The organism is Paenibacillus sp. EKM212P, assembly GCF_011066115.1.
Lineage (GTDB): Bacteria > Bacillota > Bacilli > Paenibacillales > Paenibacillaceae > Paenibacillus > Paenibacillus polymyxa_B.
The window spans coordinates 299,024-318,345 of the sequence record NZ_JAAMNR010000003.1 but is presented as its reverse complement, the minus strand read 5'-3'; the positions used below and the strand labels follow the sequence as shown (position 1 = coordinate 318,345).

The 19,322-nt window shown below is 47.3% G+C and carries 20 protein-coding genes and 1 riboswitch; of the genes, 15 read left to right on the top strand and 5 right to left on the bottom strand.

Annotated features, from left to right (window positions below; all coding sequences use genetic code 11):
- Positions 1 to 72: 72 nt before the first annotated feature.
- A riboswitch (cobalamin riboswitch) is annotated at positions 73 to 268 on the bottom strand.
- A gap of 181 nt (positions 269 to 449) precedes the next feature.
- The 3 genes from nrdG to G9G54_RS10640 all read right to left on the bottom strand — a co-directional run bounded on the left by nrdG (position 450) and on the right by G9G54_RS10640 (position 3,648).
- The gene (gene nrdG / locus G9G54_RS10650) at positions 450 to 947 is read right to left on the bottom strand and encodes an anaerobic ribonucleoside-triphosphate reductase activating protein (RefSeq protein WP_165177900.1); all 498 of its coding nucleotides are present in this window, start codon (positions 945 to 947) and stop codon (positions 450 to 452) included.
- Positions 944 to 2,893: an anaerobic ribonucleoside triphosphate reductase gene (locus tag G9G54_RS10645; protein ID WP_165177898.1), complete on the bottom strand. Its 1,950-nt coding sequence runs from the start codon at positions 2,891 to 2,893 to the stop codon at positions 944 to 946. The genes nrdG and G9G54_RS10645 overlap by 4 nt, the downstream gene beginning before the upstream one ends.
- Before the next feature lie 284 nt (positions 2,894 to 3,177).
- Entirely contained in the window at positions 3,178 to 3,648 is a 471-nt protein-coding gene (locus G9G54_RS10640; RefSeq protein WP_023990816.1) for an AbrB/MazE/SpoVT family DNA-binding domain-containing protein, read from the bottom strand.
- Between the two features lie 233 nt (positions 3,649 to 3,881).
- Between G9G54_RS10640 and G9G54_RS10635 the strand changes: the two genes are divergently transcribed.
- Together G9G54_RS10635 and G9G54_RS10630 are read left to right on the top strand one after the other, a co-directional pair.
- Positions 3,882 to 6,836, top strand: a complete 2,955-nt coding sequence (locus G9G54_RS10635) for a glycoside hydrolase family 3 protein (RefSeq protein ID WP_165177896.1) — start codon at positions 3,882 to 3,884, stop codon at positions 6,834 to 6,836.
- Positions 6,837 to 6,902: 66 nt separating this feature from the next.
- On the top strand, positions 6,903 to 7,376 hold the full coding sequence (locus G9G54_RS10630) for an Rrf2 family transcriptional regulator (protein WP_013312437.1): 474 nt from the start codon (positions 6,903 to 6,905) through the stop codon (positions 7,374 to 7,376).
- A gap of 67 nt (positions 7,377 to 7,443) precedes the next feature.
- Here the strand turns inward: G9G54_RS10630 and G9G54_RS10625 are convergent, their stop codons facing one another.
- The gene (locus G9G54_RS10625; protein ID WP_165177893.1) at positions 7,444 to 8,535 is read right to left on the bottom strand and encodes a diguanylate cyclase; all 1,092 of its coding nucleotides are present in this window, start codon (positions 8,533 to 8,535) and stop codon (positions 7,444 to 7,446) included.
- 223 nt (positions 8,536 to 8,758) lie between these two features.
- Between G9G54_RS10625 and G9G54_RS10620 the strand changes: the two genes are divergently transcribed.
- From G9G54_RS10620 to G9G54_RS25605, 6 genes are all read left to right on the top strand, one after another.
- The gene (locus G9G54_RS10620; protein WP_165177891.1) at positions 8,759 to 10,393 is read left to right on the top strand and encodes a spore germination protein; all 1,635 of its coding nucleotides are present in this window, start codon (positions 8,759 to 8,761) and stop codon (positions 10,391 to 10,393) included.
- Positions 10,371 to 11,612 (top strand): Ger(x)C family spore germination protein, encoded by a 1,242-nt coding sequence (locus G9G54_RS10615; RefSeq protein ID WP_165177889.1) that lies wholly within the window; start codon positions 10,371 to 10,373, stop codon positions 11,610 to 11,612. The genes G9G54_RS10620 and G9G54_RS10615 overlap by 23 nt, the downstream gene beginning before the upstream one ends.
- Before the next feature lie 26 nt (positions 11,613 to 11,638).
- Positions 11,639 to 12,748, top strand: coding sequence for a GerAB/ArcD/ProY family transporter (locus tag G9G54_RS10610; protein ID WP_165177887.1), 1,110 nt, complete (start codon positions 11,639 to 11,641; stop codon positions 12,746 to 12,748).
- On the top strand, positions 12,745 to 12,897 hold the full coding sequence (locus G9G54_RS25610; protein ID WP_238807913.1) for a hypothetical protein: 153 nt from the start codon (positions 12,745 to 12,747) through the stop codon (positions 12,895 to 12,897). The genes G9G54_RS10610 and G9G54_RS25610 overlap by 4 nt, the downstream gene beginning before the upstream one ends.
- Positions 12,879 to 13,022, top strand: coding sequence for a hypothetical protein (locus tag G9G54_RS26140; protein ID WP_342355975.1), 144 nt, complete (start codon positions 12,879 to 12,881; stop codon positions 13,020 to 13,022). The genes G9G54_RS25610 and G9G54_RS26140 overlap by 19 nt, the downstream gene beginning before the upstream one ends.
- Positions 13,023 to 13,092: 70 nt before the next feature.
- Positions 13,093 to 13,254: a GerAB/ArcD/ProY family transporter gene (locus tag G9G54_RS25605; RefSeq protein WP_274597343.1), complete on the top strand. Its 162-nt coding sequence runs from the start codon at positions 13,093 to 13,095 to the stop codon at positions 13,252 to 13,254.
- 174 nt (positions 13,255 to 13,428) lie between these two features.
- On the opposite strand, the gene G9G54_RS10600 is transcribed toward G9G54_RS25605, so the two are convergent.
- The gene (locus tag G9G54_RS10600) at positions 13,429 to 13,746 is read right to left on the bottom strand and encodes a hypothetical protein (RefSeq protein WP_165177885.1); all 318 of its coding nucleotides are present in this window, start codon (positions 13,744 to 13,746) and stop codon (positions 13,429 to 13,431) included.
- A gap of 184 nt (positions 13,747 to 13,930) precedes the next feature.
- Between G9G54_RS10600 and G9G54_RS10595 the strand changes: the two genes are divergently transcribed.
- From G9G54_RS10595 to G9G54_RS10570, 7 genes are all read left to right on the top strand, one after another.
- Complete coding sequence (locus G9G54_RS10595; protein WP_023990809.1) at positions 13,931 to 14,326, top strand: Fur family transcriptional regulator; 396 nt, start codon at positions 13,931 to 13,933, stop codon at positions 14,324 to 14,326.
- A complete protein-coding gene (locus G9G54_RS10590) occupies positions 14,302 to 15,141 on the top strand; it encodes a winged helix-turn-helix domain-containing protein (RefSeq protein WP_103047330.1) in 840 nt (279 codons plus the stop codon). Before G9G54_RS10595 ends, G9G54_RS10590 begins: the two co-directional genes overlap by 25 nt.
- Before the next feature lie 10 nt (positions 15,142 to 15,151).
- Complete coding sequence (locus tag G9G54_RS26005) at positions 15,152 to 15,277, top strand: hypothetical protein (RefSeq protein WP_257785376.1); 126 nt, start codon at positions 15,152 to 15,154, stop codon at positions 15,275 to 15,277.
- A gap of 10 nt (positions 15,278 to 15,287) precedes the next feature.
- A complete protein-coding gene (locus G9G54_RS10585) occupies positions 15,288 to 15,701 on the top strand; it encodes a BlaI/MecI/CopY family transcriptional regulator (RefSeq protein ID WP_039271686.1) in 414 nt (137 codons plus the stop codon).
- 2 nt (positions 15,702 to 15,703) lie between these two features.
- On the top strand, positions 15,704 to 16,564 hold the full coding sequence (locus tag G9G54_RS10580) for a M56 family metallopeptidase (RefSeq protein ID WP_165177883.1): 861 nt from the start codon (positions 15,704 to 15,706) through the stop codon (positions 16,562 to 16,564).
- Between the two features lie 119 nt (positions 16,565 to 16,683).
- Positions 16,684 to 17,091, top strand: a complete 408-nt coding sequence (locus G9G54_RS10575) for a DoxX family protein (RefSeq protein WP_165177881.1) — start codon at positions 16,684 to 16,686, stop codon at positions 17,089 to 17,091.
- A 154-nt stretch (positions 17,092 to 17,245) separates the two neighbouring features.
- Positions 17,246 to 19,234, top strand: coding sequence for a methyl-accepting chemotaxis protein (locus tag G9G54_RS10570; RefSeq protein ID WP_165177879.1), 1,989 nt, complete (start codon positions 17,246 to 17,248; stop codon positions 19,232 to 19,234).
- Positions 19,235 to 19,322: the final 88 nt, after the last annotated feature.

Here is a 19,322-nt window from a genome sequence, read left to right as displayed (position 1 = left end):
AATGCCTCCGTGATTAAAAAATCAAAAATACGGCGACTGCTCTTAACACCTCCCTATCTTCCGTAGGTACTTGCGATGTTGTTAAAATAGGCAGGTCTCCTGACTTACGGATCATGACACTCAGCATTCCTTCCCGGTCTGTGGACCAGTGGATATATGAACAGCTGAAAGTTCCCCGTTTACAGTGGCGGGACCGTGCCGGATTTGCACCGGCTTCCCTTTTAAGCCTGATCTGAATAGAACAGACACCTATCTCCAAGCTATGCGGTTAAGGTATGACAATAATTATGCACTCGTATACTTGTTCACCATCATAAGTGAAACTTACAGGATGCGCAATAGAAACTCCAATGGAATCTGTTAGCCATATGAAAAAAGACAAGCCTTACCCATGATGGGGGCTTGTCTTAGATTAGATATAGCATCTTGCTTGCTGGGTAAGCATCGCCTTATGTCAATGAAACGACATAACCTGCCTGAATACTGGCTTTCACATCTACCAGACGCTGGTTGCGACTGCCCCGGAAGGGAAGGGTCAGGTCCTTTTGCTGTTCTACAAAACGACCGTCCACAATCACATCGCACAAAAGCGCCAGTTCCTGTCGCTCCGGATCTGTGAGTAGATCTTCATAGACAAAGCCAGTGTAAGCCCACACGGTTCGGTCGGGACAGGCTTCGCGGAAGTCACGCACAAATTGCGAGCATTCTGCTGCTGAGAAAAACGGGTCTCCCCCGCAGAGAGTCAGTCCATCTAACAACGGATTTTCCATGATGTCACGAATGACCTCCTGTTGTCGTTGGGGGGTGAATGGCTCGCCTGCACGGAAGCTCCATGACTCTGGATTAAAGCATCCAGGACAAGCATGACGGCAACCGCTAATGAACACGACGGTGCGTAGGCCGTATCCTTCGTTCAGAGATTCCGGAATGTAGCCACACAAATTCACTTATGTTTCACCCGGTCTCGAACTTCTGCTTGCTTTGCAGCATTAAAGCGAACGGTGTAATCTCCTGTCAGATATCCGGTTACCCGACGTAAGCGCTGAAAGTGTGTGTGCTCCTCATCTGTGCCACATTGGGGGCAGCTTGTCCCGATAATCCCTTCATAACCACATTCCGTACAACGATCCACCGGATGGTTGATGGAGAAATAGCCGATGTTCTGATGCAGCGCGTACTGAACAATTTTAAGAAACGCATCCGGGTTATTCCGCGCATTACCGTCCAGTTCAATGTATGAAATCGCACCAGCGTTGCATAGGTTATGGAACGGAGCTTCCAAGCTGATTTTACGAGCAGCCGGGAGCGTGTAATACACGGGAATATGAAAAGAATTCGTGTAATATTCTCGATCATTTACCTCAGGAATAATCCCGAAATCACGTTGATCCAGCAATGTGAACTTGCCCGACAGACCTTCCGCAGGCGTAGCGAACAATGTTATATTTAAATTGTGATATTCACTCATTCGATCGCAATACACGCGCATGGAAGTGATGATTCGCTGTGCCTCGCGGTATACGAAATCATCCTCTCCGTGGTGTTTCCCGTATAGTGCCTTCATGCACTCAGCCAGCCCGATGAACCCGATCGAAAGCGTACCGTGTTTTAGTACGCTTCCCACCTTATCATCTGGCGCCAGTTGTTCTCCACCTTCCCATACCCCTTCGCGCATCATAAAGTCCGAAGCTTTGGCCGGCTGGTTGGTCTGGATTTGATAGCGATGGATTAGGCCATCTACCGCAATGCGCATAACTTCTTCTAGTCTCGCATCAAAGCGATCACGGTCAGGTGTTAGGCGTTTGCCTGTGCAAATACCATACTCAATGCCAAGTCGCACCAGATTAATGGTATTGAAGGAGAGATTCCCCTTGCCACTCTGCCGGTTTCTACCGAAACGGTCAGAAATGGTGCGGGTACGGCAACCCATTGTCGCTATAATGGTATCTGGATCATCAGCACGGTAAAAAGGCAAGTTAAAGGTAGCATCCACATTCACAAAATTGGGATACATCCGTCTGCTAGAGCATTCTACCGCCCGTAAGAACAAATCATAATTGATGTCGCCTTCTGCCTGGTTGATTCCCTCTTTACATTGGAAAATATGTTGTGGGAAAATAGGAGTTTCCCCGCTGCCCAAGCCGCGAATAGTGGCCTCCAGCAGCGATTGAGTAACAAGCCGTCCTTCAGCAGACGTGCACATTCCGTAATTCAGTGAAGTGAATGGAATCTGTCCACCTGCCCGACTGCTCATGGTGTTCAGGTTATGAATGAGCGATTCAGCAGCCTGCCGGGTTTCCGTCTCCGTTTCTTCGCGTGCGAATGCGTAGGAACGAGGGCAGACTTCTTGCAAATGGGGATTGGCCATATGTAGTTCGTCGTCAGGCAGACTGGATTCTATCTCTTCCTCGAACAACCGGAGTCCCTTGCGCAGATGCTTGCGGAAGGACCGGGCAACGTATGGGGCAAGGTCCCAATCGATTTTATTGGCAGAGACACCTCCGAATTGGCTGTTTTGCTGAGACTGGAATATGATGGCGACTAGTGCCATAGCAGACATAATCGTTTGCGGTGTGCGCACAGAGCCGTTGCCTGTATTGAAGCCGTCTCGCAGTAAACGACCAAAAGGGATAAAGATACAATTTGTAGTTCCGAGTGCATATTGGTCCAAATCGTGAACATATACATACCCGTGGTCAATCGCGTTCGTCAGTTCAGGCGGAAGTACCCGCAGGCGCGCATACCATTTGGCATACTCGGACCCAAGCTTGCTCATTTTGCCGCTGAACGATTCTCCATTCAAATTTGCATTCTCCCGCAGCATGTCCAGATCTTGTGCCCCAATGACCCGCTCGCCGATGTCGTATAATTGATGTTCCTCCAGCACCTTCATCGTAAAACCCTCCATATAGTAAAATATATATATTTTTCACAAAAACAACATATTGATGATATCTTGTGTTAACCAATTGTTTCGATCTATATATTGTATATACGTATACATTGAGAGTATGTGACTATTGTCACATTGGTAGGGGCGGGCAGCATAAAAAAGCCAGATACAGAGTAAGGGACACATCCACGGATATGCACCTTACTCTATATCTGGCCATCGTAGTTGCGATGAAAATGAGAGGCTTGCGAGTACATAGTATATGATCTTGGGATTGAGAAGGTTTAGAGTAGCTTTTTCAACTGGGACACCCGGCCTTGGGAAATATCTAGCATTTCGGCATATACTTTTTGTGGCAGGTTCGGGTGTTCCTGAATCAGCTTGCGTAGCTTTTTTACCATTTCACCTTGCTGCACTCTAGATTGCTTGGGTTGCCAGGTTGTGTTGGTTCGGGTCGGCTTAGAATCTTCTTGAGCCTGGATAGCATCGGTGCTTGTGGCATGCACATTTTCATCGGTCTTTAATACCTGGATGCACTCTGCGCAAATAAAGCTGTCGCGAAAATAAGTTAAATGATCCACCGCGCCGCAAAATTTGCAGGAGACACCGGTGTATTTTCTTAGTACAAACCCTTCTTCATCTACGAAAAATTCAAGTGAATCACCGATATTGATATCCATTGTGGTCCGCATTTCCTTAGGGAGTACAATCCGCCCCAATTGATCCAGAGGCCTTGTCATTCCGGTATTTTTCATTAGCGCTTCCTCCTTCAGTGATATATCCTGATTATACCAAAAAATATTATTTTTAGCTTTGTATATTGAAGGTAAAATACAACTTTTTTTGTCTTTATGCTGCGGTCTCTCTTTCAACCAGTATAGGATGCTTTCGGTTTGTTGCCGGGGTACCCCTTTTTAGCTATGATATATTAAAACGCTTTCATAAATGAACTTTTTATCATCTTAATTAAGCTAAGGAGATGACGGATATGAGTCATGAAACAACGGGTATCGAATATTTATTTCAAGATCCGAAGATTCATCTGGATGAGCGTGTACGGGATCTTGTGTCGCGACTAACCTTGGAGGAAAAGGTTGAATCCATGTTGCAATACCAGCCGGCCATTGACCGATTGGGAGTCGCAGCTTATAAGCACGGTACGGAAGCGGCACACGGGATAGCGTGGTTGGGTGAGGCGACTTCATTTCCTCAACCTGTGGGATTGGCATGTACTTGGGATACGGAATTAATGCGCCTCATCGGCTCTGTTATCGCAGATGAGGCGCGTGTTTACTATCGTCGTGATCCCAAATTAAACGGTCTGACCCTGTGGGCACCTACAGTGGATATGGAGCGTGACCCGAGGTGGGGACGCAATGAGGAAGCTTACGGCGAAGATCCATATTTGACGGGAGAGCTGTCAAAGGAGTTAGTCAAGGGGATACAGGGGGATCATCCGGTATATTTGAAAGCGGTTGCCACTTTAAAACATTTTCTCGGTAACAATAATGAAGTGGATCGGGGAAGTGGCTCCTCCAGTATAGATCCACGAAACCTGCGAGAATATTACCTAAGAGCCTTTGAGAAGCCTTTTACGGAAGGCGGCGCCCAGTCGATGATGACTTCTTACAACCTGATTAATGGAACACCTGCTACGTTATATCATGGGGTTAACGATATTGTCAGGGACGAATGGGGGATGGACGGCTTTGTCGTAAGTGATGCGGGTGATGTCATGGGGATTGTCAACGATCATCAGTATTACGATTCCCACACGCCAGGTGTGGCCGAATCTATTCGGGCGGGAATTGACAGCATTACAGATGATGCAGAGCTCTCCAAACAGGCAATTCGTGAAGCCTTGGCGCAAGGAACGCTACAAGAAGAAGACTTGGATCGGGCATTGTTCCATACGTTCCGTGTCCGTTTTCGTTTGGGGGAATTTGATCTGGCGGCAGACAATCCTTATGCCTCAATCGGAGAGGAAGCTCTCCTGACAGAGAAAGCCCGTGAATTGTCGTTGCGTGCGGCGAGGGAGCAGATCGTATTGCTTAAAAATGAGCATGAACTCTTGCCTTTGAACCCTGTCCGGTGCGGCAAAGTAGCGGTCATTGGTACGCATGGCAATGAGGTGTACCGCGACTGGTATTCCGGTACGCTGCCCTACCGGGTTACACCGCTGGAGGCGATTCGTGCCAAACTGGAAGGTGAGGACGCAAAGGAACGCGTCGTGTACCGTGATGCCAAGAATCGCGTAACCTTGACGGCGGCGAATGACGGGGCGAAGCTCACAGTCGATTCTTCCGGTGAGATGCGCCTGTCCCAGGATGGAGACCCAACGGTATTAACCATGACGGATTGGGGCTATGGCAGTGTGACGTTACATGATGAGCATCTGGGTACTTACGTGACGAGTGATGAGGAGACGCTCCGTGTAACAGCTGATGAAGCGTATGGCTGGTATGTCAAAGAGGTCTTTGGGCTGACTCCTGTTGGACAAGGAGAGCATCTGTGGACAACATGGAATGGCAAACCAGTGATTGCCGGAACGGAGGGCTCATTAAAGGTAGTGGAGGCTGAAAAATCTGCACTTCACGCTGTAGAGAATAACGCCTCGACAGCCTCGACAGTTTCAGGACAGAGCCATACAACATTCCAGGTAGAGACGGTGTCAGATGGTTTAGCGGAAGCGATAGCCGCTGCGCAAGCGGCAGATACAGCAATTGTATTTGTTGGAAATCACCCGCTCATCAATGGAAAGGAAGAGAATGACCGTCCAGGCTTGGAACTGGCAGCTTCCCAGCAACGGCTTATCGAGGAAGTGTATCGCGTCAATCCGAATACGATTGTGGTTCTGACGGGCAGCTATCCATTTGCCATCCCTTGGGTTCAGGAGCATATTCCAGCGATCGTATACACGTCTCATGCGGGACAAGAGCATGGTACAGCAATAGCGGATGTGTTATTTGGAGATTACGCGCCAGCGGGGCGTTTGAACATGACTTGGGTTCAGAGCGAGGATCAATTGGGCGACATTAAAGATTACGATATTATTCGCGGCGGTCGTACCTATCAATATTTTGAAGGTGCACCTTTATATCCGTTTGGCCATGGATTGACGTATTCGCCTTTTGAATATAATGACCTGCGTACGGATGCCCCAAAGGATAGCGTAAAGTCTATTGCTGCACTGGATGCCGTGGATACGCTCCAGGTGTGGGTAGAGGTGACGAATCGGGGCGTAGCTGCTGGTGAAGAGGTTGTACAACTCTATGTACGGCCCGGTGCCTCTCGAGTAAAGCGACCATTGAAGACATTGTGCGGTTTTCAACGTATTCGCTTAGACGCAGGTGAGACGCGAACGGTTTCCTTTACGATTCGGATGAAGGATTGGGCGATTTGGGATGTTACACGGGATTGCTATTGCGTTGAATCGGGTGAATATACACTGCTGGCAGGCGCTTCTTCAGCGGATATCCGGTTGGAGCACCCTGTGTACGTTCGTGGCGAAGTTATTCCGCCACGCCAAGCCGGACGAAGTATCCGCGCTGAAAACTTTGATGATTGCTCCGACATCGTACTGGATGAAAGCAAGGAGCAAAGGGAGGCCTGTGTACGTCCGCGCACACCTCAACGTTCCGGTTGGATTGCCTTTCATGGCGTAGACATGGATACGGTGAGTGTGGTCGAGCTTCAGTGCCGCGTGTCAGGCAACAGCAGCGATGCCACAATTGAGCTGCGTTTGGACGCGCCGGACAGCGAAGCTGTGGCACGTGTGAACGTGGGCAATACAGGAGGGGCGCAAGCATGGACTACGCTCGGGGAAGTGGTACATTCAGTCTCTGGCACACGTGATGTATATCTGTTGTTGAGCGGAGAAGTGCGGCTAGCTCATTTTACTTTGGGCGCTAATGCTACAGAGGATTCCGGCTTTCAGGCTTGAACTTACTTCTGACATCACGTACAATGCATTCAACGAAGTTTCTACAGCTTAGGGGTGTCATCTCATTTGAATAGTGAAAAACGACTACGCACCGCAACGCCCAAATGGCTTGGGGTGGCGGTAAAGGCGCTTGTCTATTTGGAAAAGCACGGAGAACTCTGTGCCAGCGGTTCTATTGCCCGTTCCATTGACTGCGAAGTCACTTTGGTGCGCAGGGTGCTGACGCGACTTGTACAGGCAGATTTGATTGCAGCACGCGAAGGTCGTGAGGGAGGCTATGTGCTTACCCGCTCGGCCGACCATATTACACTTGCCGATATATACCACGCCATTGAAATATGTGATCCGATTTTCCCGGGTATGATGCATGAACCGGAAACCAATCCTTTTTGTGAGGAGTTGGCGATAGCCGTATCCGAAATTTTAGCCGAGAGCGAACGACGTATGCTAGAAGTATGGGGGTCCCATACGCTGGCTTCGCTTGCCAATCGTACATCACTCGTGGTGGGGAAATGCAATCATAATGAAGATTCAAAATGATAATAGCCGATACGACTCTCAAGAGAGGTTTGTATCGGCTATTTCTATGAAATGGTCATGTCTCAAATTATATTTCATATGAGCAAACCCGGTTACGTCCTGCATTTTTAGCTTCGTATAGTGCTTTATCTGCCTGCTCCAGCAGGGCTGCCCCGGACATATCTTCCCCGGTACCAGGAAAGGTCGTCACGCCGATGGACACCGTGACTTTAAGAACAAGATCGTCCGCTAAAATAAACTCGTGCTGATTTACTCCACTTAGAATCTGATTAGCTGTGCGCAGCGCTTGCCGAAAAGCACAATTCGGCAAAAGCACGGTGAATTCTTCCCCCCCGCTGCGGGTGACTACATCATTAGGACGACATTTTTCCATTAAAATCTGCCCAAGCTGGCGCAGCACTGCATCTCCTGCCGCATGTCCGTAGGTATCGTTGACTTCCTTGAAGTGATCAATATCCAACACCAGTACAGATAAATGCTCATGACGTTGGCGAGCTTGAGGGAGCTTCTCTTCCAATGAAAACTCAAGCTGTCTTCTGTTGCTTAAATTAGTGAGATGGTCTGTGTAGGAGGTATGCTCCAGTCGAAGTAACAGCTCATTGGATGTGTTGATAGATTCAGCAATGAGGTACAGAAGACATCCGCCGACCATGGAAATGAAGAATTGGAGCGGATACACGTGCAGAACATCATCAAGATTTTTCAAATTAATCATAAGGGGACAGAATATAATGCCCAAAGCAAAAACGTTCATAATCATCAGCTTGGGTAAACGTGACCAGGACAGATGTGACAATAAAGCGCACCCCAGCCCAGCGAGCATCATAAAAATAGCGCCTACGATGGCTTGAGTGTTAATACCAAACAGTAATAATCTACCTACACATATAAACAGGGTAGCCATGAGTGCTGCTGGGGCGCCGATATACGTTGCGGTAGCTACGATGGCCAAATGACGAAGATCGGCAATCGTATTAAATCCTACTGGAATTGAATAGTACATCATAACAATGCCGTAGCACCCAAAAAGGGCGCCTCCAATCCAATGTATCTTACGCTTCAAGGTGTGCAGCCGGATTTTATATCTTTGTGATATAAGGCCGGTTATGTACAAAAAGGTGACAAGGATACAGGTATTTACAAAAAACGTACTAAACAAGGTGCTAACCCTCCCGAGAGGCATATTTCTTCATTTTATCAAAAAAACTGACATTAAGCTTAAAAATGAAGAATTTATTGAAATTTATTATGCGGGTGCGCTATAACGTTTCGTTCACATGTTTGGTGCATAACTGGGAATAGATTGAGCATACTCCAAAGATACAAGAATAAGGAAAAATGGGCGGTAGCTATTGCTGCCTTACTGGAGATGAGGTTTGCTCATGATTCGCTATCCCTATCGCAAACATAATAAAAAGTCGGGTGCGGACAAGAATAAAGAAAATTCTTCACGTTCTTTAAAGATCGAGGCTCATTTGGATACCAACTTGCAGCAAATTAAGGAATCGACGTCTAACAGCCCAGACTTCTTGATTCGCCGTTTTAATGTCGGCCTAAAGGCGGATGTTCCTGCCGCCATTGTATTTCTAGATAGTATGGTCAAGACGGATACGGTGAATGAGCTCGTCATGAAATCATTGCTTAGCCGCCCATCTGCCGAGGTGGCTGCTGAGGTAGAAAGTGCAGAAGAGCTTTACAATCGGATACAGGCTCATGCGCTGGAACTGGGTGAAGTGAAGGATTGCGATGATTGGAATTCCATGATGGAACAACTCTTAATGGGAGATACGATCATTCTGCTGGAAGGCTGTAAAAAAACCATCGCATGCGGCACACGCGGAGGAGAGACGCGGGCGGTTAACGAGCCCTCCACACATTCTGTCGTTCAGGGGCCGAAGGATGGATTTGTGGAATCCCTGTTCACGAACGTCTCTCTCGTACGTCGGCGGATTAAAAGCTCCGATCTTACGATGGAGATGTTCAAAGTGGGAAGTACGTCCCTCACGAATGTGGCCATACTGTATATGAAAAATATTGCAGATTCAAGTGTCGTAGATGAAGTTCGCAAACGGGTAAAAGCCATCAATATTGACGCCATATTTGAATCCGGCATGGTAGAAGAGATGATACAGGACCAAAATCTTACACCATTTCCAACGATCTATAACTCAGAAAGACCGGATACGATTAGCAGCAATATTATGGAGGGTCGGGTGGCACTCATCGTCGATGGAAATCCATTTGTACTGGTGATGCCCACTGTATTTGCTCAATTTTTTCAAAGTTCTTCCGATTATTCGGAACGTTACGACATGGCGACTGTCGTCCGACTCATCCGGTATATCAGCTTTATTATTCTGATTTTGGGGCCTTCTCTCTACATCGCCTTAACCACTTATCATTATGAAATGATACCAACCCCACTGCTCATCAGCATACTAGCGCAGCGGGAATCCGTTCCTTTTCCGGCATTTCTGGAGGCGTTTATTCTGGAAATCACCTTTGAAATCTTGCGAGAAGCAGGTATTCGAATGCCCCGTGTGGGCGGACAAACGGTATCCGTTATCGGTGCGCTTGTATTGGGACAAGCGGCTGTGGAGGCTGGAATTGTCACCCCGCTGCTCACGATTGTAGTAGCGCTGACGGGGATTGCCAGCTACGCGATTCCGACATATAACATGGCGGTAGCCGGGAGACTGTTCAGGTTTGTTTTTATGATATTGGCGGCGTTTATGGGGCTGTATGGCATTACATTGGGGTTGATTGCGCTGATCGCCCATATGAACAGTCTGCGTTCTTTTGGAGTGCCCTACATGGCCCCTTTCAGTCCCTTCGTGCTGGAGAGTCAAAAGGATGCCGTATTGCGGCTCCCATTTTGGATGATGCGGAAACGTCCTAAAAGTATCGCATCTACGAATCAGAAACGAATGAAGGATGGAAGCGGAATTTCCCCTTCCAATAAAACTTCACCGATGCAGGAGGGGGGCGTTCAGGATGCATCAGGGGAAGGGGAATGAACGGAGAACAATAACCCTCAAGTGGAGAGTGTGGATTCTGAGTTTGACGGGGCTGTTATTGATGCCACTTCTATCTGGCTGTTGGGATTCCGTGGAGCTGAATCAGAGGGCAGTAGTAGCGGCTATAGGTATTGATGAGGATGGGGAGTCGGGCTATGCGGTTTCCCTGCAGGTAATCGTGGCAGATGAAATAGCTGGAGCTAAAGCGAGAGGAGCCACCCCTGTCGTCTTGTATCAGGAAAAGGGCAAGAATCTGTTTCAAGCGATCCGTAGAGCTTCACAGAGGGTTTCGCGGATCATTTCTCTGGCGCATACCAGACTGGTCGTTATTGGAGAAAAGCTGGCACGGGCTGGAATCGGCGATACGCTGGATTTTCTGGAAAGGTCTACAGAAATCCGGCTGCCGGTGAAAATGATGGTGGCACGCGGTAATACTGGGAAGGATGTGCTGGCAATCATGACCGCGATCGGCCGTATTCCCGCCAATGATATTTCAGGAAAGCTGGAAACATCGGAGCGTTTGTATGCCGGGGATTACGCGGTGACTATCGACGATGTCATTCGCAGCATGTCCAATAAGGGTGGCGGTCCTGTGCTGACAGGCATAGAGGTCGATGGGAATTTGGAGCAGGCCCCAAGCAAGAACAATGTGGACAATATTTTACCGAAAGCAATTGTTCATATTAACGGAATGGGGGTGTTCCAAAAGGACCGGCTTGTCCGCTGGTTGGACGATGAACAGGCCATTGGACTGTCTATGATCAACAACAAGGTAAAAAGTGCCCAAACAACATTGAACTGCGGTAAGAATGGGGAAACTATTGGCATCGAAACCTTGTTCTCTGCAACTAATATACACACTCAGATGGAGCAAGGGGAGCCTGTTTTTGTGATTAACTTAAAACAGACCGGGGCGGTACAGGAAGCCGAGTGCCCGATTAACTTGCAAAGTTCGGAGGCGATGAAAAGATTGCAGGAGCAATGGACAGAGGAGACGAAAAAAGTGATCAGTTCAACAGTCAGGGAGGTACAGCGTACCCGCAGCGATGTAATAGGCTTCGGCCTTGCGCTGGAGAGGAGTCATCCTAAAAAATGGGAAAAACTCTCTTCCGAATGGAGACGTTATTTTGCGGAAAGCACCGTCCGTATTCAAGTGACTTCTGTACTGAAACACACGCAGTCGCGGACTAACCCATATTCCAAGGGGGAATCAGACTAGTGGAAATAGAACAAGGAGGGAAGGCCATGAAAAAGACACAGATGGACGCAAAAGAGATGATCTCTCTTATGGTGCTGTTTGAGATGGGCACATCCATGATGTCTATTCCCGGAAGGAATGCGGGGAAGGATGCATGGATCGCCATCCTCATTTCCACGGTTTTTGGGGCAATGCTTTTTGTATGCTATGGCAGCCTTCACCGACGCTTTCCCGACTTGCTCATGACGCAGTACTGCAGAACTCTTTTGGGCAAGACAGCAGGGAGTGCGCTTGCTTTTATATATATCGTGTTTTTTATTTACGGCGGAGCACGGGATCTTCGGGACACGGGGATACTGATTGCCGACCGGACACTTCAGCATACGCCGTTGACAGTCATCTGTGCCTTGATGATTGGACTTGTGATGTATGTGATGCATCTGGGAATCGAGGTTGCAGGCCGGACGGCCATCATCATGTTGATTTTGCTGCTGCTGCTGGGCCTGGCTACGAATATATTGATTTTGTTGGCAGGCATTGTGGATGTGGGCAATATATTGCCCATAGCCGAGCATGGCTGGCAGCCGATATGGCAAGTTGTTTATTCGCAAGCCGTGATGCTCCCGTACGGCGAGATGGTTACGTTTGCTATGATCCTCCCCACATTAAAAAAGGGCTACCGTGCCAATGGGGTAGGGGTGACCGCTGTATTGTTGGGGGGGCTGCTCCTGTCTGTTGTTACATTGTCCAATGTGCTTGCACTGGGAGAGAACGTGTTCAAACGGGCGAATTACCCGCTGCTCTCGATGATCAGTAAGGTAGAAATATCCGATTTTATCGACAGGGTAGATGTCATCGGCGTCATGACCGTTATTATTTTTGATTTTTTCAAAATCTTCATCTTCTATTATGCGGCGGTTAAGGCTGCGGAGGATGTATTAAGAATATCTTACCGTAAATTGATCCTGCCGTTTGGGCTGATCATGCTCGTTTCTTGCGTATTGATGGCTCTGGGCTATCAACACCATCTTGTAATAGGCGAGTTTGTGCTGAAATGGCTGTTTCCGATATTTGCCGTGTTTTTTCCTTTCTTGCTGCTTATCGTGTCATGGCTGAAAAAGACTCGGAATAAAAAAGGAGAGGAGAATGCGTCGTGAGTCAACGTTTTGCCAAAAAAATATATATCAGCACCGGGCAAATGCACATTCTCATGTTTCATTTTATTCTGGGAAACTCAGTCATTATTAATTTGGATAACGAATATGAACGGAATACATCGTTATTATCTTGGGAAATACATTATTAATCTTATCGGGCAGCATTCGTCTGAAAGAGCTGAAGCCCGTAATGAGTCAGGGCTTTAAACCTGTGCTCAGATCAGCCATAAGGGAACGTCTGGCCAACCCATACGGTGAAATGACTGTTTCATGATGTTTATCCCTTGTGTACATAAGCCTTCACAGATGACCAGAGCAGGTTATGGGGGCATTTTAGCTTTTTAATTGAAGTCGCGATATTAAATGTAACCGTGCTGGGTACGGCTATAACAGAGCGCTCTATTTTTCCATTACTAAGTACATTTGCGAATGTACAGCTTTCGGAATATGTGCAACGTCCCGATGTAATTGTACTGATGTCCGTTATCATCGGCGACTTTTTTTAAGTGGCTCTGTTCTTTTATGCAGCCGCGATAGCGATATCTGATATATTTGGTTTACCATACCGAATAACGCTGCTTTCCTGCGGTGTCATTGTTTTATTGTGGTCTCAGATAGAAACGCCAAGCCTGAGCGAGCATTTTGAATTTGGGCGACAGTCCCTAATCTATATTCATCCATTATTTGTTTACCTTTTCCCTGTTCTGTTTTTTCTGATTGCTCTGGTGCAAAGAAGCAGAGTTAGAAGAGGGAACTCTCAGAAAACGTGACCATCGTGAGAAAAGGAAGCGAAATGCGTTTCCTATTTGCTTTTTGCCCGCGTTTACAAAGAGCAAAAGGAGCATTCCTGCCAAGACGATATATTCGGATGGACGCATAGTGCTAAAAGCCAACGCCATGGGCTCCCACGGGGTATGAGTACCGAATAGCCAGTTCACTAGCAGAATGGTGCCGAGCATAAGTATCATAAAGAGTGTAAATATCCATAGTATTTTCATAAAATATTCCTCCGATGTGTATGAGCTGAGATGTACTATGTATACATTGTGTTGCAAAGCCGTTCAATTTATCCGATCCCATTGACTTGAAATAAATTAAGATTTATACTTATTCTAAATTGATCTTTATTATGATTGTAAGTTTGTAATTAATATAATCTGCGTTGATTAAGGGAGATGCGCTATGAGAACTTTAAATTTAACTTCGCAGCGCCAAGCGGTATATGATGTGGTTCGTGAAGCCCACGATCATCCTACTGCGGCCGATGTTATGAATCGGTTGATGGAGCGCGGATATAATCTGGCCTATGGAACGGTATATAATTCACTGCGTTATTTGACGGATAAGGAATTAATCCGTGAATTGAAGCTGGGGGAAGCTGCTAGTCGTTATGACGGACGGATGGACGATCATCAACATATTATTTGTCAGGTATGCGGCCGGGTAGATGAAGTGATGAGTGAAGTCCCACATGATTGGATTGACACGGTTGCGCATGAAACGGGGTATAATATTGCCCATGCCCATGTCGTATTCGGAGGAGTGTGTAAGGAATGTCAAAGCAAGCGAATCAGATAACGAATCGTTTCAAAGTGGCTGACATGCCTAGACGGGTGAAGGGCAGTTGGACATCGATGTTAGCAGCTCCCTCTACACCTACGGTGCAGACCGTTCCCTCCAATGAGCCTTTGTATTGTCCGACTACACGTCGTATCATTCTGATTAGTTCGGTACCGGGTGTAGTTCACGGGTTGGTGCGTACGTTGTCAGATGCGTGTTTTGATGTGATGGTTTTTCATCGCTGGGAACCTGAAGTGCAGCGTCATCTGGGAAGCGATCTGTTGATTTACGATTTGACCGCCACCGAACCACAGAGTGAATTACTGGATATTCGCAATCGTCTTGAGGTAGAACACATGAAAGACACACCGGTTATGTACGTGGTTCAGGATCGGGTGTCTGTACATGCTCATGAGCTGCTTCCTTCAGAGGAGGTGCTGGTGTGGCCGCTGGCTTCCAATCATATGGTGCATGACATTGAACGGATGATTGTACGCCATCCTGCCGCTTCCCGTCAGGCAGCGCAAGCCAGCCGTCGTACGGTGTTCAAGGACATCTGGATTGACCGAGATAAAATGCTGGTATATAAAGAAGAGAGTCAACTGAATCTGACTAAAACAGAATACGATTTACTGCTGAAGCTGATTGATGCTCAAGGCAAAGTGATCTCTCGCGAGCAAATGATGCACGATATCTGGGAGACGGATTTTGTAGGCGGCAGCAACGTTGTAGATGTGCATGTCAAAAGTTTGCGCAAGAAGCTGGATGATCGACCTGCGGAACCTGAATATATTGCAACCGTAAGAGGTGTAGGATACAGATTGGCAGATTGACCTGAAAGTTATGAATACCGATGAATTTCCGCCGGATGGAGACATTCGGCGGTTTGTATATGATTCCATGAAGAAACTGACATTAGGTGTGACGGTTGACTTTAGCCGGATATATACACTACAATCGGTAGTGTGAGGTGCTTCTTATGAAACGACTGAATTTTAAAGCTGGCGAAACCGGGCTTAACCGATTTTTCGGGCCTCTGGAAGCCAAGATTATGGATATTTTATGGTCCACTTCGGATCGGAGTATCAAAGAAGTGCAGACCGCGTTGGAGGGGGATCGGGACTTTAACTTCAATACGGTAATGACCGTGATGAACCGTTTAGTGGACAAGGGAATACTGAGTAAGAGTATACGTGGGAGAACGTCTTTATATCGTCCAGTTTTAAGTAGGGAAGAGTTCATGGATGAGCAATCCAAGGGACTGAGTCACGAATTGGTGGATGAATTTGGTCCGCTTGCTGTCAATCATATGATTGATGCTCTGGAGGTGGCCGATCCGAAGTTGATCGAACGTCTGGAACAAAAAATTAAACAATGGAAAAAGGATATGTAGCGATGTGGAAAACACGTTCTAAATTACTGTTTACAGCAGGCGCCTTGATTTCGGGTTTCGCCCTTATACAGATGGGTATGTACGCCGGGCAGCATGTTTTCGGCTGGAAATTGAATTATAACGTGTTTCAAATTTGCAGAAGTTTGTTGCAGCACTACGGAATTGGCTACATGGTGGATGCGCTCAGCGGGCTGGTTTTCGTTACCTTTGCTATCGCTGGAGGAGAAGCAGTCAGACAGTGTATGGCTACCAGGGCAGCTTTTCGCAGACTGCACCGAATGCGTGACCTCTCTCTGACCGAAGCACTGGGTGAGCGATATCATGAACTCGGGACCGATCGGATATGGGTCATTGATTATGCCAAGCCAGCCGCCTTTACCATGGGATTATGGAAGCCACGCATTGTATTGTCCTCTGCACTATTGTCCGTACTGGACAAGCACGAGGAAGAGGCTGTCATATACCATGAAGCCTATCATATGAAACATTATGATCCGTTGAAGACCTGGTTGCTGCAAGTGTGTGCTAAACAGCTGTTTTACTTACCGGTGCTGCGTCACATAACCAATCATTATAAGACGGCCCGTGAAATTTTGGCTGATAACGAAGCGATTCATCGAGCTGGTTCACCAGTTGGGATTGGGAGCGCATTGCTCAAGCTTCTGAGTATGACGCCTGCCAATACTCGCCTGGTAAACTCCGCCGCTTGTTCCTCGTTTGCAGAAACGTCCATTAATTATCGTATCTCACGTATTTTAGACCCTCAGCAAGAACCTGTCATTCAAATGCCTTGGCGTTCGATTATGTTTTCCAGCTATGTGCTAGTGATGCTGACACTTATGTTCGCACTAGCGCTAATCTAGTTGGACAAGAAATGTTTCCTACGGGTGGCGCTTTTCGCGCTCCCGATTCTCGATGTGCAATACACTACGCTATGTAGTTTGTTACAGGATTTTTATACAATTTAAAAGGAGATGAGCAAATGAATCAAACGCTTATGAATATTGGATTATGGTTGGTACGAATCTTTACAGGGGTTATTTTTATCGTTCACGGTGCACAAAAGTTTCAGGGATTAGACGGAACCTCCGGCTTCTTCCAAAGTATTGGACTCCCTGGTTGGATGGCTCCTGTGGTCGCTACGGTTGAGCTGGTCGGGGGTATTGCACTGGTTCTGGGTATCGGAACACGATTGGCTGGAGCGGCATTGACCATCGTTATGATCGGTGTATTACTAACGGCTAAAAAAGGACAGCCTTTTGGCTCGATTGAATTTGATCTGCTGATTCTGTTCACCAGTCTTCAGCAAGCGCTTGTCGGTGGACGTTTTCTGGCAGTGGATCAGTTATTTGGCCGTAAAAAGGCTGAAAATAGTAACGTACAGGTCTAAATGTTCATATAACCGCGTCCTTAGTCTCATAGGGCGCGGTTTTTGTTTTTCTCCTTTGTGAAATTTTATTGTAAATCATTTGTTACTTTCAACCGATATAACTAACACGGAATGTAATTCAAATATAATGTTTTATGAGCAAAGGGGAAAAAACATGGGAACAACGCGAAAGAGAAAAACGATATGGACACTCAGGAACAAGCTAAGTTTAGGCTTTTTGCTTGTTTTGCTGATTCCGAGCTTAAGTATTTCCATTTCGACCTATAAATCATCATATAATGCTATGGAGAAACAGCTCCACGGCAGTGCGAATCAGGGGGTAGCGACGGCTAACTCAATTATTGAATACGCAATCGCCAGTAAAATTAAAGATGCGAGTTATTTGGCGGAGCGTCTGGATGGCTCGATGATAGATGGTCGAAATAGCCCTTTGATTCAGCCCAAGCTGATCCAATACAAGGGTTTGCACGAAGATGCGATGGACGTTTTTGTCGGTACACCAGAGGGCTTGATGATCCGGGGGGTGCCCAAGGAGGATGAAGGGACATTTGACCCTCGCACACGACCATGGTACATCGAAGCGATGAAGCAGCCCGGTAAGGTTGCAATTACGCCTGTTATCATCAATTCATCGGGTATTCCTGTTGTCGTAGTATCTCAGACGCTTTCGGACAAGTCTGGGGTTATCGGGATTTCTCTAAATCTGGAAAGTGTACGTAAACTGGCCTCCATCAAAGTGGGCCAGGAGGGGTATATCATCATTTTGGATCATACGAAGAAATTTGTAGTCCATCCTACGGCTAAAGCGGGCTCATCTCCTCAGGAGAATTCGCTTGATACGTTGTATACTGCGCCGAGCGGGAACTTCAATTATATGCATGAAGGTCGCGAGAAATATTTGACCTATGTAACGAATACGGATACCGGCTGGAAAATTGCAGGTACCTTCTATCAATCCGAGATTAGCGATGCCACCGCTGCCATGCGTTATGTAACCATTTTCGTGCTGGCTGCCTCACTGGTGATTGCGCTTATCGCGATTTTCCTGATCACCCGTTCTGTTCTGGTACCGATTCGTAAGCTGCAAAAATCAGCAGAACGAATCAGTGAAGGAGATTTGACGGGCGATTTGGAAACTGGAAAAACGGATGAGGTAGGCGAATTGTCTTCTCACTTCCAAACTATGGTCGACAGTTTGCGCACGATGATTCGAAGCGTACACGAAACGACAGATCGGGTAAGTTCTTCAGCGGAGGAGCTGGCTGCGGGTGCAGATCAGACGACCCAAGCGATTGAGCATGTCACCATTGCTATCCAGGAAGTAGCTGTGGGCAGCGAACGTCAGGTGCAGAGCGTCAAGCACGGCTCTATAAATATGGAGGAGCTTGCTCAGCAAGCAGCGAACGTATCCGAGCGTATGGTGGGCGTATCTGAACATGTGAAGATGAACGCCGAGTCGGCTCAGGAAGGCAGTAAGGCTGCTACGCAGGCTGTACAGAAGATGCATGACATCGACGAGACCGTTAACGATCTCGGACAGGCCATGGACTCTCTCAATGAGCGCTCCGGTGAAATCGTGAATATTATCAGCGTTATATCCGGTATTGCCAAACAGACGAATTTGTTAGCTCTGAATGCGTCCATTGAGGCCGCACGCGCTGGGGATCATGGCAAAGGATTTGCCGTGGTCGCTACGGAGGTGCGTAAGCTGGCTGAGGAATCTGCGAAATCGGCTACCTTGATCTCGGATCGCATTGAAGCGATGCAGATGGATATGAATCATGCTCTGGGCGCTATGCATCAAGCGCGAACACGGGTGACGGAAGGCATTGATTCGGTAACCACGTCTGAGCAATCCTTTGCGGAAATTAGCCAGGCCGTGGAACGAGCTATGGAGCATATCAATGACATTACCGGAGTGACTCAGGAAATGGCACGAGGGACTGTAGGTGTCGTAGATATTATGAGCGATATTGCCCACATTTCGGACGAGGCAGCGAGCAACACCGAGTCGATCTCAGCGGCAGCTGAGCAACAGCTCGCTTCTATCGAGGAAATTGCTTCATCTACAGCGGATCTGAGCCAAATGGCAGAGGAATTGCGCGAACTAGTTGGACGTTTTCAGGTTGAAGGAAAATCCTGATAAGATAAAAAGCGCCCGGATACAGGAGATTGTACTCTGTATCCAGGCGCTTTTTTAATGTTTTTAGCATAATTTTTGGTTTGCAGGG